A 14,042-nucleotide genomic window follows, 5' to 3' on the forward strand; every position below is an offset into this window, starting at 1 on the left:
GGTTACAAAAGTAGTGATTTTTAGGAATATAATTCGGCTATTTCTTTGTGTTATTCAGGATTTAGAGTAATTTTGCAGAACCTTATCAGGAGGATGAAGATGTAGGAATTCCTTTATATTATTTATTAAATATTTTAAATTCAATCATTTATGTGGTTATGTGATTCATCTATTGGTAGGAAAGTGGTGATGTCGGTTACCGGTATCGCGCTTGTCCTGTTCTTGACGTTCCATGCGTCGATGAACGTTGTGGCTCTGTTCTCGGCAGAAGGCTATAACATGATTTGTGAATTTCTGGGCTCCAACTGGTACGCCGTAGCGGCAACGTTGGCATTAGCGGCTTTGGTGGTTATTCACATCATCTATGCTTTCTGGCTGACGATGCAAAACCGTAAGGCGCGCGGTAACAACCGTTACGACGTGACGAGCAAGCCTGACAAGGTGGAGTGGGCTTCACAGAACATGTTGGTGTTGGGCATCATCGTTGTGTTGGGCATGGTTCTGCACCTGTACAATTTCTGGTATAACATGATGTTCGCCGAGTTGATGGGCGATCCCTACATGGGCGGCCTGCACGCAACGGATGGTTACGGTTACATCGTGAAAACGTTCAGTTGTCCGGTTTATACCGTATTGTACATCATCTGGCTTGCTGCCCTGTGGTTCCATTTGACGCACGGCTTCTGGAGTGCCATCCAGACACTGGGTTGGAACGGTAAGGTGTGGTTCAACCGTTGGAAGTGCATCGGCAACATCTACACCACTATCGTCATCCTGATGTTCTTGGTAGTGGCATTGTATTTCTCTTTCTGCGGCGGTTGCAGCGGAAGCGTGTGCTACTAATATTAATTAATGAATCATTAAATTGAAACGAACTATGACAAAGATAATCGATTCCAAGATTCCGGAAGGACCGGTAGCTGAGAAATGGACCAATTATAAGGCACATCAGAAATTGGTGAATCCGGCCAACAAGCGCCGTTTGGACATCATCGTGGTCGGTACCGGTCTGGCCGGTGCCTCTGCCGCAGCTTCTCTCGGCGAGATGGGATTCAAAGTATTTAATTTCTGTATTCAGGATTCTCCGCGCCGCGCACACTCCATCGCCGCACAGGGAGGTATCAATGCGGCCAAGAATTACCAGAACGACGGTGACTCCGTTTACCGTTTGTTCTACGATACGGTGAAGGGTGGCGACTACCGTGCCCGTGAAGCCAATGTGTACCGCTTGGCCGAGGTTTCCAACAACATCATCGACCAGTGTGTGGCACAAGGTGTTCCTTTTGCCCGCGAATACGGAGGCATGTTGGCCAACCGTTCGTTCGGTGGCGCACAGGTATCCCGTACGTTCTACGCCAAAGGACAGACCGGACAGCAGTTGTTGCTTGGTGCTTATTCGGCTTTGAGCTGTCAGGTGAACGCCGGTACGGTGAAATTGTTCACCCGTTACGAGATGATGGATTTGGTGATGGTGGACGGCCGTGCACGCGGTATTATCGCCCGCAACCTGGTGACCGGTAAATTGGAGCGTTTTGCCGCCCATGCCGTAGTTATCGCTACCGGAGGTTACGGTAATACGTATTTCCTTTCTACCAACGCCATGGGCTGCAACTGTTCGGCTGCCATGCAGTGTTACCGCAAGGGAGCTTATTTCGCAAACCCCGCTTACGTACAAATCCATCCGACATGTATTCCCGTCCACGGCGACAAGCAGTCCAAACTGACTTTGATGTCAGAGTCTCTGCGTAACGACGGCCGTATCTGGGTGCCGAAGAAGTTGGAAGATGCCAAGGCATTGCAGGCCGGAACCAAAAAGGGCAGCGATATTCCGGAGGAAGACCGTGACTATTATCTGGAACGCCGTTATCCTGCTTTCGGAAACTTGGTACCTCGCGACGTGGCTTCACGTGCAGCCAAGGAGCGTTGTGACAAGGGGTTTGGTGTGAACAATACCGGTTTGGCCGTATTCCTCGACTTCTCTGAGAGTATCGAGCGTTTGGGTATCGACGTGGTGCTCCAGCGTTACGGCAACCTCTTCGACATGTACGAAGAAATCACCGACGTGAATCCTGGCAAGTTGGCCAACGAAATCAATGGCGTGAAATACTATAACCCGATGATGATTTATCCGGCTATCCACTACACGATGGGCGGTATCTGGGTAGATTACGAGCTTCAGACTTCCATCAAGGGCTTGTTCGCCATCGGTGAATGTAACTTCTCCGACCACGGTGCCAACCGTTTGGGTGCTTCCGCTTTGATGCAAGGCTTGGCCGACGGTTACTTCGTCCTGCCTTACACCATCCAGAACTATCTGGCCGACCAGATTACCGTTCCGCGTTTCTCTACCGAGCTGCCTGAATTCGCAGAGGCAGAGAAAGCCGTTCAGGCGCGCATCGACCATTTGATGGGCATCAAGGGTAAGGAATCAGTGGATTCCATCCACAAGAAACTGGGTCATATCATGTGGGAATATGTCGGCATGGGCCGTACGGAAGAAGGTCTGAAGACAGCGTTGAAACTGTTGAAGGAGATTCGTCAGGAGTTCGAGACTAACTTGTTCATCCCGGGTTCTACGGAAGGCGTGAACATCGAATTGGAGAAGGCTTTGCGCCTGAACGATTTCATCACTATGGGCGAACTCATCGCTTACGATGCCCTGAACCGTAACGAGTCTTGCGGCGGTCATTTCCGCGAAGAATACCAGACGGAAGAAGGCGAAGCCAAGCGTGACGACGAGAACTACTTCTACGTGTCTTGTTGGGAGTACCAAGGCTCCGACGACGTGGCTCCCGTATTGTACAAGGAACCTCTCGTTTACGAAGCCATCAAGGTTCAGACACGTAACTACAAGAGCTAATAAACGGTTTGTTCAACGATTATAAAGAAAAACAACAATGGAGAAAAATATATCATTTAAGCTTAGATATTGGCGCCAGAACGGACCGAAAGACAAGGGCCATTTTGACGAGCGTGAGATGAAAGACATACCGGGCGATACCTCATTCCTGGAGATGTTGGACATTTTGAATGAACAACTGGTAGAAGAAGGCAAAGAGCCGTTCGTATTCGACCACGATTGCCGGGAAGGCATCTGCGGTATGTGTTCTTTGTATATCAACGGTACGCCCCACGGCAAGACCGAACGCGGTGCCACTACATGCCAGCTTTATATGCGTAAATTCAAGGACGGTGATACGATTACCGTGGAGCCGTGGCGTTCCGCCGGTTTCCCGGTTATCAAAGACTGCATGGTAGACCGTACGGCTTTCGATAAAATCATGCAAGCCGGCGGTTATGTGACCGTGCGTACGGGACAGCCTCAGGATGCCAATGCCATTTTGATTCCGAAGCAGAATGCCGACGAAGCCATGGATTGCGCTAGCTGTATCGGTTGCGGTGCCTGCGTGGCAGCTTGCAAGAACGGTTCTGCCATGTTGTTCGTCTCTTCCAAGGTGAGCCAGTTGGCTTTGTTGCCGCAGGGCCGTCCTGAAGCTGCTCGTCGTGCCAAGGCCATGATTGCCAAGATGGACGAACTTGGATTCGGTAACTGTACGAACACCCGCGCTTGTGAGGCCGTATGTCCGAAGTGTGAAAGTATCGCCAATATCGCCCGTCTGAACCGTGAGTTCATCAAGGCAAAGTTGAACGACTAAAAGGCGAGCGCTTAGGCTTTTCCTAAGCACGTTTGCATGGAAAATAAAACGCGTCCCCCGTTCAGGGTGGACGCGTTTTATTTTGGTCTATGGTCGTCTGGAATGTGTTTTTGGGAAATCCCTTGGAGGGGGCGTTTTGGGGCGTTGCCGAAGAAACAAAAGCTGCTCCTGATATATTTTAGAAAAGAAAGCCAAAACCTTTCTTCTGTGAAGCATTGAACTTCTCAATCTCCAAAGAAAGCGATTTCTTTAATTGGGATGCCATGAAATGGTATAGCTGTCCTATCTCTTGCCAGATACTTTGCTCCATCGCCTTTTTATATTTCTTTCCAAAGGTACGGTATTGCTTTGTTCGTTCCCAAAAACGGCTTAATACTACGTTTGGATATGTATTGCGAAATGGCTTATGTTTTTAACATACTTTCTGTCTGACAGCTTTGCGGAACTCGGACGGAACCTTGAAATCCTTGCGGAATTTGCGGGCGGAAGTACGTCTGTTTGCAAATATCGCAGTGTTGGCCTGTCGCTGATTTACCGTTTTGTGGCCTTATTTTATGTTTTTATAGCGAAATGTTCATGTATTTATCATTCTGGTTTTGTGATGTTGTCTTTTTGAAAGTAAATATATGGCTTTTTGTGGTTGTAAGTCTGACACCCTTTGAAGGTGAAATAGAAAAAAGTGGAGTATCTTTATGCCAATGGTCAGAAAGTTAGTTTATATCGGTTTACCTGATTTCCCAAAGATATAGCATCGGGTTGTCCTGTGGAGCGATGTCCTTTTCGAGGAAAGGCAGGTAAGGACGATATAATTTCATTTGGTCGAATTGCTCGAATTCCTCCTTGTGCTTTTTGAGGTGCTGCAGCGTTTGTGACACGACTACGGCCGGCATGTCGTATGCCAACCCGTTGTCCTTCCCTTGCACGGGGATGATCCGGGAATTCTGCCCAAGGCACACGTCGTTGCGCAGGTTTTCATCTACGATGCATTTTCCGGTCTTTCGGTTCAGGATGAACCATGACTTAGAGCTGTCCGTGTTGAAAATCAGGAAGGAGTCCGAGGCACAGATGTTGTAGATGTTATAGGAAGCGGATTGAGGGGCTTGCCCGCCAAAATCCAAGTTGTAGGTTGCCGTGATTTTCCCGTTCTGTATTTGGCAAATCCGGTTGCTTTGCGGCAAGCTTGCATAGGTGCCGTTCTTGGAAGGGGAAAGCGATTTTCCGGGCAGGATGGATGTTTCTCCGGGAGTTTGTTTCCCGGAAGGGATACCTGCTTGTTTCCACAAGACGGAAGGCGCGTCCTCCAACCTGTTCTTGTCGAACGCCACAAGCTCGCAGCCGTCTCTTTTCAGGGATGTCCGGATGGCATACAGGCAGTTTCCGTCCAACCCGATTTCGAGAAAAGGAGTAACCATTGGGATGGTCTTTTCCACATTCAGGTCGAGATCGAACACCATGATTTGGCAAGTTGTGCTGCAATAGGCATAGAGCTTTTGTGATTGTGCGTCAAGGGCGGCATCCTGTATTTTGAGGCGGTTTCCGGAAACTTCTCCTGCTGCACCGCCTATGGATTTGAGGAACTTTCCCTCATCGTCGAACATCAGGATTTTGTTTCCCCTGTCATCCATTACGTACAGTTTGTCTTGGGCGAAAAGCAGCCGTCCGATATGGAGAAAGTCTTCTATGGTACGCTTTTCCTCTGTCGGAGTGTCCAGCAGGATGTTCTTTTGGAGGGTGATGAACGACGACATGTTGAGGGGGCGGTAGTCCTTGTATTCTACCGTCACTTTTTGTTTCGTGCTGCATGAAAGGCAGGCCAGAAGGGCGGTGTATAAAAAAATATTGTGTTTCATTTGATTGTTCTTTGGGTTTGACATGTTTTTAAGGAGAAAATCTCCGGCAGGGAGTACTTCTGCCGGAGATTTATTATTTGATATCCCAAACAATGAGCATAGGATTGCCGTCAGGGTCGAACTTTTGCTTAATTTCTTTTATGGCAGGTGTCAATGGCTCATTGCCTTTCTTGACTTGTTCCAACATGTTTTCTATGGAACTAGGTATTGTGAAGTAAACCACTCCATTTGACAGCCCTTGTGATGGAATTATTCTTGCACATGCGATAGGGAATATATCATTGTCGAAATTCAAGTACCCACTACATTTGTATTGGTTCTTGTTCATGATGAATGCGTGTGCTTTATTGGTATTGAATAATAATATGGAATCAGATTCGGTCATGTTCACAATAGACCAATTGATGTCGCGATAGTTTTTATCAAACCATCTTGGGTTCATATCTTTGGTCACGGGATGTTCAATGAGGCCCTTCTCTCCGAAATCCATGTTATATTCTTCCGTGACAGTTGCATCTTTGAATTTGTAGATTCGAGTATCGAATGGTAGGCAAACATAGACTCCGTCATGGCAAGGCATGAGGGATTTTCCCAATGTCCATCTTCCTATTATTGCATTTTCAAACGATAAGAGTGTTGTGGGTTCTTTTTTTAAGTCCTTTTTGTCTACTGTAACAAATCTATAGCCGCCTCCATCTTTCGGTTCATTGTAACAAATTCCATAAAGTTGATTCCCTTCTATGGCTATTTCTCCCATATAATAATCCATAGGAATTATTTTTTCCAAATTGAGGTCGAGGTCGAATATCATCATTTGGTAAGGTGCGTCACAATGTACGTAGAGTTTTTTGTCTTTTTCATCTATAGAGGCATCAATTACCCGAATATATTCATTGTGTCCTCGTCCCTCCATTTTTGCTGTGGATTTGAGGAATTTCCCATTCCTATCATACATGATGATTTTATTTCCTCCTCTATCCATGACGAAAATTCTATTGTCGAAGAACAATAACCTGTCTGGGTAGTGTACAATGGCTTCAGAGGTATCAGAAGATAGCGATATAATTTTATATCCCTCCAAAAAAGAAGAGAATGTAAGTGAATGTCCACTATCAAAAAGTTCGACTTTTATATTGTTTAAATGCTCAGATGGTGTGCATGAAGCATATATAAGTCCCATGATAATGGTTGCCAATATTTTGCTTAAATTCATTTTCATCTTTATTAAAATGATGGCAAATTATAATGTTTACCGTCACACGGTTCCTCTCTTTCATTTTCATATCTAAAATCAAAATACAAATTGTTGGTGCCTTGTAAGCTTCCGCTTCCTGTTGCAACACATTTCTTACATGCATATACTGTGACTACATCTGTTGAGTCGTTTTTATGTGTTTTAGAACTCAGTTGTGCATCGATTACACCAGATATGGAATAAATTTCAGGGCCGGGGCATTCTGATGGTCCTAATGGTCCTGATTCATTCTGTCCCAACGCTTCCACGTTGGCGAGCAACAAGGCGTTTTCTTGTTGGTAAATGTAAGAATCATAGGTGGTATACCCACAATACGCGCATGCTGCGGTAATAGCAACTCCCAAAATACCTTTTGTTAATGTCTTCATCTTTTTCGTGTATTTAATGATTATGAGATTGGAACATCCAACCCCGTTGCAAAAATATACCAAATTCTTAAAAGGCATTTTCTCCCATGTTGCAGGTTCGTTTGAATTTGTATCATTTTGATGAGTGTGTTGCGGATGAAAAAGAGAATGTAACAAGATGTATATTCTTGATTCCTTCTTCATGCCAACCGGTACATTCCTCCACTTAAAAGTCTGACCACGCCTTTCATTTCCAGATTGAAGAGAAACGCACTGAGTTTATGTACCGGAAGGTTGGTCGCCACGGCCAGTGCGTTGATTTGCAGGCATTCCGACTGGCGCAGGCAGTCCACAATACGCTGTTCCTCTTCGCACAAGTCGGGGAATAGTTCGCCTTGTATGCCGTCGGCTTTTTGCTTTTCCGATGAACGAGATTGCCATCCCATGGCTTCCACGAAATCTTGCGCGTTTTGCAGCAGGGCAGCTTTGCTGTCCCGTATCAGGCGGTTGCAGCCTTGTGAGTAAGGGTCGCTCACGCGGCCTGGAAAGGCGAACACATCGCGGTGGTAGCTCGTGGCGATGTCTGCCGTAATCAATGCGCCGCCCTTTTCGGCCGATTCCACCACGATGGTGGCATCCGCCATGCCTGCCACGATGCGGTTCCGGCGTACGAAGTTTACCTTGTCGGCGTTCGTACGGCTCATGAATTCCGTGAGCAGTCCGCCTTGCGACGTCATTTGTATGGCTGTGTCGCGGTGCAGGCGGGGATATATCTGGTCCAATCCGTGTGCCAGTACGCCTACGGTATCCAGTCCGTTGTCCAATGCCGCACGATGGCTGTGGATGTCTATCCCGTAGGCCAACCCGCTTACCACCAACACGTCAGGACAAAGGGTAGCCAATTCGTCCACGAAGCGGCGGCAAATGTCTTTCCCGTATTCCGTGCAGTGGCGCGTACCCACCATGTTGATGACATGTGTCCGGTTCAGGTCTGCATTGCCTTTATAATAAAGGAGCAAAGGAGCGTCGTCGCATTCCCGAAGGCGTGAGGGATAATCTGTATCGTGGTAGCACAAACATTTGATATGGTGTTTCTGGCTGAATTCCAGTTCTTCTTCCGCACGGGGCACTTGGGCTTCCATTTCTTGTAGTGCGGCAGCCAGTTTGTCTGAAGCGTCGGGATAAAAATCACGGATATGGCGGCAGTGGTCGAATACGGCCGTTGCGCTGCCCAACTCCTCCATCAGACGGTGTTGGGTGGCTGTATTGACGCGTGGGGTACGCGTCAGTGCCATGGTATAGATGGTTTCCTGTTCGGTCATAAGCTTAATCTTCCGGTTTCGGCACGATGTCGTCCAGTTCGCGGCAAGTTCCCAAACGGCCTTCTATCAGGCATACGGTATCTACCTGGCTCTTCAGGCAACATTTCATGTCCGGCAGGCGGAAAATGTCCTGATAGAATACATATTTGATACCTTCTTTCTCTAGGCGCAGTTTGCTGACGAAACGGTCTCCGCTTTTCAGGGGTGTTTTGAAGGCCATGTTCAGCCGTGCCACCACTGCGTCTATGCCCTGTGCGTGCAAGTCGGCAAAACTGATGCCTTGTGCGAGCAGGAACTCGTGCCGGGTGTGTTCGATATAATGTTGGTAGTTGGCATTGTTTACGATGCCTTGCAGGTCGCATTCATAGTCGCGTACCTTCATCTCCAGTTCAAAGATATAATCCGTTTTCATTTTATTCAGAAGTGTTTTTTCGTTTCAGGGATTCGTAGCCGAAGCGGCAATGCAGGCAGTATTTCCGGTCGCAATACTCTTTTTTCAGTTGGATGAGCGCTTGCGAATCCGACGCGCTGTCCACTTTGATGCCGCATTCGGCCCATTGGCGTGTGATATAGTTGTTTTCCGCCTTGATCGGTTCTAAGAATTGCAAGGCCCGTTCGCAATATTTGTCATTACCATGGGTTTGTCCGTAGGCATACAGCAGTGGGACGACGGTGTTGATGGTGATAAGGTTCAATGAGCCAACCGTCAGGGCCTTGGTATTTTTGTGGCTTGGACATCCGAAAATATAGTGCGACTCCCAATAGGGGGTGGCGTGTGTGGAGAGCATGTCGTGCAGTTCCTCCAATGTCCGGGCTTCCAATAACCGGGAAAATCCGGCCGTTTGGTTATAATACAGTTGGGTGAGCTGCGCGATGCGCACATGGGGAAAGTTTTGCGGTCTCAGGCGAAGGAATTTCCAGGCTGCCGCGTCCATGGGCGTAAGGGCAAACTTATGTGCCAGATAGTCATATTCCCGTTTCAACCGGGGATAATAATCATCGTCGATGGCTTCATCGCGGTATTTCTTCGGAATGGTATCGAAGTCCAACAGTCCGGCCTGTCCCATGAATATGGCTTCTATCTGGAACAGGTTGTCGCGGTGGTGTGCCACGGCTTGCAACGGGATATGCTGTGCCCACGCTTCGAAAGCATCCCCGTTGATGCCGAAACCGAAATTACGGGACAAGGTGATGAAGTAAGCCCGTTCCCAATCGCCTTGCAGCTTTTCCACACGGGCGGCTACGGTTTGTGCACGTTGTTCCAACCGTTCGTAAAGCAGGGCGTTCATCCAACTGTGCACCGTGAACGGGTCGATTTGGGGAATGATGCGATGGCATCGCGGATAATCCGTTGTCCGGCATAATTCTTCGTAGTTTTCGCGCAGATAGCCGGGCACTTCCACGATGAGTTGCGGAAGCGTCTTCCCGTCTTGTGTGACGACGGGGCGGTCGGCTGTTTCCGTCACATGCAGGATGACGTTGTTGTAGTGGGTGTCTTCGTGATGCCCGTGGGCGTACCAGTCGGCGGCCCGTCCGTGAATCTCGATGTTGCCCACCCATGTCGTACCGTCCAGTTTGATTTTGGCGTTGAAAAAGTCAGGACCTGCGTCTCGGTTGAGTGTTCCCGGGTCGATGACCTCCACCGTCAGGCCGTCTGTGGTTTGCAACGGTTTGAGCGGAAAGAGTTTGTATTTCCAGATGTAGTGCAGCAGCTTTTCCATGGTGCAAGGGCTGAAAAGTTTATTTTTACTAACAAAAGTAATGAAATTCAAGTCAAATCCCTATCTTTGCGAGAGAAAATATCAGCATATTACTTGAAAAATATGAAAATCGCATTAATCGGCTATGGCAAGATGGGTCACATGATAGAGCAGATCGCTTTGGAGCGTGGCCATGAAATAGTGAGTATCATCGACATCGACAACCGCGAAGATTTCGCTTCGGAAGCTTTCCGGAGCGCGGACGTGGCTATTGAGTTTACCACACCGCAAACGGCATACGACAATTATCTTCAGGCTTTTGCCGCCGGGGTGAAAGTGGTGTCGGGCAGTACGGGATGGATACCCGAACACGGTGAAGAAGTACGCCGCTTGTGTCGCGAAGAGGGGCATACGCTTTTCTGGAGCAGCAACTTCAGCCTCGGTGTGGCCATCTTCGGGGCGGTGAACCGTTATCTGGCACGCATCATGTCCGCTTTCCCGGCTTACGATGTGAAGATGGAGGAAGTGCACCATGTGCATAAGTTGGATGCACCGAGCGGGACGGCCATTACGTTGGCCGAAGACCTTATCCATGCTATCGGCCGTAAAGACAAATGGGTGAAGGGTACGTTTACGGCACCGGACGGAACCGTGAGCGGTACGGAGGCGTGTGCGACAAAAGAATTGCGTATCGACAGCGTGCGTCGTGGCGAGGTTCCGGGCATTCATTCCGTGGTGTATGACAGCGAGGCAGACAGTATTACGATTACCCATGACGCACACAACCGGAAAGGGTTTGCGTTGGGTGCCGTACTGGCTGCCGAATATACGGCCACACATGAGGGGTTGCTTACGATGGATGATTTATTCCAATTTTAAACGACATTTGAAAGAAAGACATGAAGAAACTCAGGCAGAAGCCCACACGGGCACAATGGATAAAGATGGGCGTCGTAATGGCCCTCTATTTGGCTTTTCTTGTATGGATCAAGAGTTGGTGGGGATTGTTGGTTGTGCCGTTCATCTACGACGCTTATATTACAAAACTCATCCCTTGGACATGGTGGAAAGAAGCAGAAAATCCTGTGACGCGCACGGTGATGAGTTGGGTGGATGCCATCGTATTCGCTTTGGTGGCTGTGTATTTCGTCAATATTTATTTTTTCCAAAACTATACGATACCATCGTCGTCGCTTGAAAAGTCACTCCTCGTGGGAGATTACCTGTTCGTGAGCAAGATGAGCTACGGGCCTCGCAAGCCGCAGACACCTTTGTCCATGCCGCTTACGCAGCACACAATGCCTCTTGTGGGGTGCAAGTCGTATATCGAATGGCCGCAGTGGGATTACGAGCGTGTTCCGGGCGGACGGGTACAGTTGAACGATATCGTGGTGTTCAATTACCCGGCGGGCGATACGGTGACCGTGAACCCGGAATACCAGAACATGGATTTTTATGCCATCGCATACGGTATCGGCGGTCAGCAATATATGCAGCTGCATGGTGGTTATCCGCTTTTGGATTCGCTCACCCGACAGCAGCAGCGTGACTTCTTTGCCGAACTTTATGCTATGGGTCGTCAGTATATCGACCAGAAATCCCAAATGTTCGGAGGAGTGATGTCGCGGCCGGTAGATCGCCGGGAAAATTATGTGAAACGCTGCGTGGGACTGCCCGGACAGACACTTCAAATCAAGGATCATGTGGTCTATCTGGATGGGAAACCCAACAAGGAGCCGGACAATGTGCAGTACGATTACTTCGTACGTCTGAAACAAGATATTCCGGACGAGTTGGTGCGTGAATTGGGCATCAGCCAGGAAGATCTGGCCTCGCTGTCTGAAACGGGGACGATGCCTTTGACGCGTCGTGCTTACGAACGCCTGAAAACCTGTACGGACATTGTGGACAGTATTGCCTACGACAGTGCGAATTCCGTGCCTGATGGTTTGTATCCGCTCAATGCCTGGACGGGTTGGACGCGTGACAATTACGGTCCCTTGTGGATTCCTGCCAAAGGTGAGTCCGTCAAACTGACCATGGACAATATCGCCGTGTATGAACGTCCTATTAGGGTATACGAACACAATAACCTTGAGGTGAAGGACGGGAAGATTTTCATTAACGGAAAACAGGCGGACAGCTATACGTTCAAGATGGATTACTATTGGATGCAGGGTGATAACCGCCATAATTCAGCCGATTCGCGTTATTGGGGTTTTGTTCCCGAAGACCACATTGTGGGCAAGCCGATACTTATTTGGCTTTCGTTGGATAAAGACCGTGGATGGTTCGACGGCCATGTGCGGTGGAATCGCCTGTTCCGTTGGGTAGACAATATCAAATAGACGACATAGGTTGAAGACGGTTGGACGATTGTGTGCCGTGCTGCTGGCCGCTGCCATCGGGGTGGTCTTGGTCAGAGGGTGTTGGGTGTCTCTCATCGAGATACCTGAGGATGGCGAGCGTCCCGTCTTCATGGCAGGTGACCGTGTGGCGATGAACCGTATAGCATACGGGTTGCGTCTGTCGCCTATGCGTTGGTGGGGAGATGTGCGTTGGTGGGCTGAACCCGTGCCAAGGGGCGATTGGGTGGCTTTCAACGATCCTTCTGCAGGTGAGGATGATGAACGGTTTATAGATGAGCGCGATGTTTTTGTAGGGTTCTGTTATGCCGTTCCTGGCGATAGCTTGTGGATTGATTCGTTGGGAAAGGTCTATCGTGCCTGTCCGCGTGTCGGTCGCCCATGCAGGGTGGTTGAGCTTCCACGGAAGAATGCTTATGTCACGCTCACGCCCGATAATATGCAATGGTATTGCCGTATGATTAATCTACACGAAGGGGTGCATGCAGCCATTATCCATGATTCGCTTTGTGTGTCAGGGCATTTCGTGTCAAGCTTCCGTTTTACCCACGACTACTATTGGATGTCGTCGGCCAATGAGCGTAACCATGCCGATTCACGAACTTTCGGTTTTGTGCCCGATACATACATTATCGGTAGGTTGAGCCGTATTCTTTATTCTTGGGATACCAAAGTGCCTTGGTATGCCCGGTTTCGTGCTCACCGCACGATGATGAAGGTGTCTCAGGAGAATCCAAATCCATGATGATGAATACTGTTTGTTTACTTTCTACGACTTATTTCGGCCCAGTGCAATACTATGCCAAGCTGTATGCCTATCCCGAAGTGTGGATGGAGGCTCATGAACATTATGTGAAGCAGACCTACCGTAACCGTTGCCTCATCGCTTCTCCTTCCGGCGTGCAGGCATTGACCGTCCCGGTGGTGAAGCCAGGCACGGATAAGTGCCTTATGAAAGACATCCGTATTTCCGACCATGGCAATTGGCGGCATTTGCATTGGAATGCTTTGGAGACGGCTTACCGCAACAGCCCTTTCTTTGAGTATTATGCCGACGACTTCCTCCCGTTTTATACACAGAAGTGGGACTTCCTTTTTGATTTTAACGAAGCAATACGTGCCAAGGTTTGCGAACTTATAGACTTGCACCCGAAAGTCTTACCTACGGCTTCTTATGGTGTCATAAATGGGATGAATAGCGTGGATTCGGCTGTGGGATATGTCGAATATGCCGTAGATGATTTTCGGGAGAAGATTAGCCCGAAAGTGCCTTCAGCTATGGATAAGGGATTTGTGTCTAATTCTTACTATCAGGTGTTTAGAGAGAAACATGGTTTCTTGCCTAACCTGAGTGTGGTCGACCTTTTGTTTAATATGGGACCGGAGGCGGTTTTGGTGCTACGTGATTCGGTTATATAGGGGGAAGGGTAATTAAAAGTCCTGCATTGTTTTGGGATTCCTGTTAAAATAGGAATATTAGCAATCTTACATATATTAGGATGCTTATAAAATGCTATTCCTTGTTAAGATAGTCCTACTTTATATT

General features: G+C 48.4%; 14 protein-coding genes. 7 read left to right on the top strand and 7 right to left on the bottom strand.

The features are described from left to right. Positions 1–150 precede the first annotated feature (150 nt). From AC5RDV_RS05360 to AC5RDV_RS05370, 3 genes are read left to right on the top strand one after another with little or no spacing between them, the layout of a single operon-like run. Positions 151–843, top strand: a complete 693-nt coding sequence (locus AC5RDV_RS05360; RefSeq protein ID WP_040602903.1) for a fumarate reductase — start codon at positions 151–153, stop codon at positions 841–843. A 34-nt stretch (positions 844–877) separates the two neighbouring features. Continuing rightward, entirely contained in the window at positions 878–2,860 is a 1,983-nt protein-coding gene (locus AC5RDV_RS05365) for a fumarate reductase/succinate dehydrogenase flavoprotein subunit (RefSeq protein ID WP_008628089.1), read from the top strand. A 37-nt stretch (positions 2,861–2,897) separates the two neighbouring features. Next, a complete protein-coding gene (locus AC5RDV_RS05370; RefSeq protein WP_008619073.1) occupies positions 2,898–3,656 on the top strand; it encodes a succinate dehydrogenase/fumarate reductase iron-sulfur subunit in 759 nt (252 codons plus the stop codon). 178 nt (positions 3,657–3,834) lie between these two features. Here AC5RDV_RS05370 and AC5RDV_RS05375 read toward each other — a convergent pair whose 3' ends face one another. From AC5RDV_RS05375 to AC5RDV_RS05405, 7 genes are all read right to left on the bottom strand, one after another. Beyond that, positions 3,835–3,966: a hypothetical protein gene (locus AC5RDV_RS05375; RefSeq protein ID WP_008628092.1), complete on the bottom strand. Its 132-nt coding sequence runs from the start codon at positions 3,964–3,966 to the stop codon at positions 3,835–3,837. 415 nt (positions 3,967–4,381) lie between these two features. Next, on the bottom strand, positions 4,382–5,506 hold the full coding sequence (locus tag AC5RDV_RS05380) for a DUF4934 domain-containing protein (RefSeq protein ID WP_282747741.1): 1,125 nt from the start codon (positions 5,504–5,506) through the stop codon (positions 4,382–4,384). Positions 5,507–5,579: 73 nt separating this feature from the next. Further along, a complete protein-coding gene (locus AC5RDV_RS05385) occupies positions 5,580–6,725 on the bottom strand; it encodes a DUF4934 domain-containing protein (protein ID WP_008628099.1) in 1,146 nt (381 codons plus the stop codon). A 5-nt stretch (positions 6,726–6,730) separates the two neighbouring features. Next, the gene (locus tag AC5RDV_RS05390; protein ID WP_147639903.1) at positions 6,731–7,129 is read right to left on the bottom strand and encodes a hypothetical protein; all 399 of its coding nucleotides are present in this window, start codon (positions 7,127–7,129) and stop codon (positions 6,731–6,733) included. A 179-nt stretch (positions 7,130–7,308) separates the two neighbouring features. Continuing rightward, entirely contained in the window at positions 7,309–8,430 is a 1,122-nt protein-coding gene (dprA, locus tag AC5RDV_RS05395) for a DNA-processing protein DprA (protein WP_276787505.1), read from the bottom strand. Between the two features lie 4 nt (positions 8,431–8,434). Continuing rightward, a complete protein-coding gene (locus AC5RDV_RS05400; protein ID WP_282747740.1) occupies positions 8,435–8,842 on the bottom strand; it encodes an acyl-CoA thioesterase in 408 nt (135 codons plus the stop codon). 1 nt (position 8,843) lies between these two features. Further along, positions 8,844–10,151, bottom strand: coding sequence for a DUF2851 family protein (locus AC5RDV_RS05405; RefSeq protein ID WP_282747739.1), 1,308 nt, complete (start codon positions 10,149–10,151; stop codon positions 8,844–8,846). 102 nt (positions 10,152–10,253) lie between these two features. Between AC5RDV_RS05405 and dapB the strand changes: the two genes are divergently transcribed. Genes dapB through AC5RDV_RS05425 form a run of 4 tightly spaced genes read left to right on the top strand, consistent with a single transcriptional unit; the run spans position 10,254 to position 13,915 of the window. Continuing rightward, positions 10,254–11,009, top strand: coding sequence for a 4-hydroxy-tetrahydrodipicolinate reductase (gene dapB, locus AC5RDV_RS05410; RefSeq protein WP_282747738.1), 756 nt, complete (start codon positions 10,254–10,256; stop codon positions 11,007–11,009). Between the two features lie 20 nt (positions 11,010–11,029). Further along, the gene (locus tag AC5RDV_RS05415; protein ID WP_282747737.1) at positions 11,030–12,478 is read left to right on the top strand and encodes a S26 family signal peptidase; all 1,449 of its coding nucleotides are present in this window, start codon (positions 11,030–11,032) and stop codon (positions 12,476–12,478) included. A 10-nt stretch (positions 12,479–12,488) separates the two neighbouring features. Beyond that, positions 12,489–13,241, top strand: coding sequence for a signal peptidase I (gene lepB, locus AC5RDV_RS05420; RefSeq protein WP_282747736.1), 753 nt, complete (start codon positions 12,489–12,491; stop codon positions 13,239–13,241). Then, complete coding sequence (locus tag AC5RDV_RS05425; protein WP_040602932.1) at positions 13,241–13,915, top strand: WbqC family protein; 675 nt, start codon at positions 13,241–13,243, stop codon at positions 13,913–13,915. Before lepB ends, AC5RDV_RS05425 begins: the two co-directional genes overlap by 1 nt. Positions 13,916–14,042 lie beyond the last annotated feature (127 nt).

The organism is Paraprevotella sp. (assembly GCF_986071375.1).